The sequence below is a fragment of the Nocardioides cremeus genome, assembly GCF_030518195.1.
GTDB classification, from domain to species: domain Bacteria; phylum Actinomycetota; class Actinomycetes; order Propionibacteriales; family Nocardioidaceae; genus Nocardioides; species Nocardioides cremeus.
On record NZ_JAULSC010000492.1, the window covers coordinates 1 to 210 of the forward strand.

General features: G+C 77.1%; 1 pseudogene. It reads left to right on the forward strand.

From position 1 onward, the window contains the following. Positions 1-210 (forward strand): annotated as a pseudogene (locus QWJ41_RS21845) (hypothetical protein); the annotation flags it as partial.

The following is a 210-nucleotide window of genomic DNA, read 5'->3' on the forward strand; positions in this document are numbered from 1 at the left end:
CGCGCTGCTGACGCTGACCCCCGGCGCGGCCGAGGAGATCCGTCGCCGGTGGGACCGCGAGGCCACCGTGGTGCCCCACCCCCACGTCGTCGACCAGCGCACGATGGCGGTGGCGGCCGACTGCCGTGCGCGGCGGCGTACCGGCGCCTTCCGGGTGGGGCTGCACGTCAAGAGCCTGCGCGCCTCGATGGCGCCGATGCGGCTGCTGCC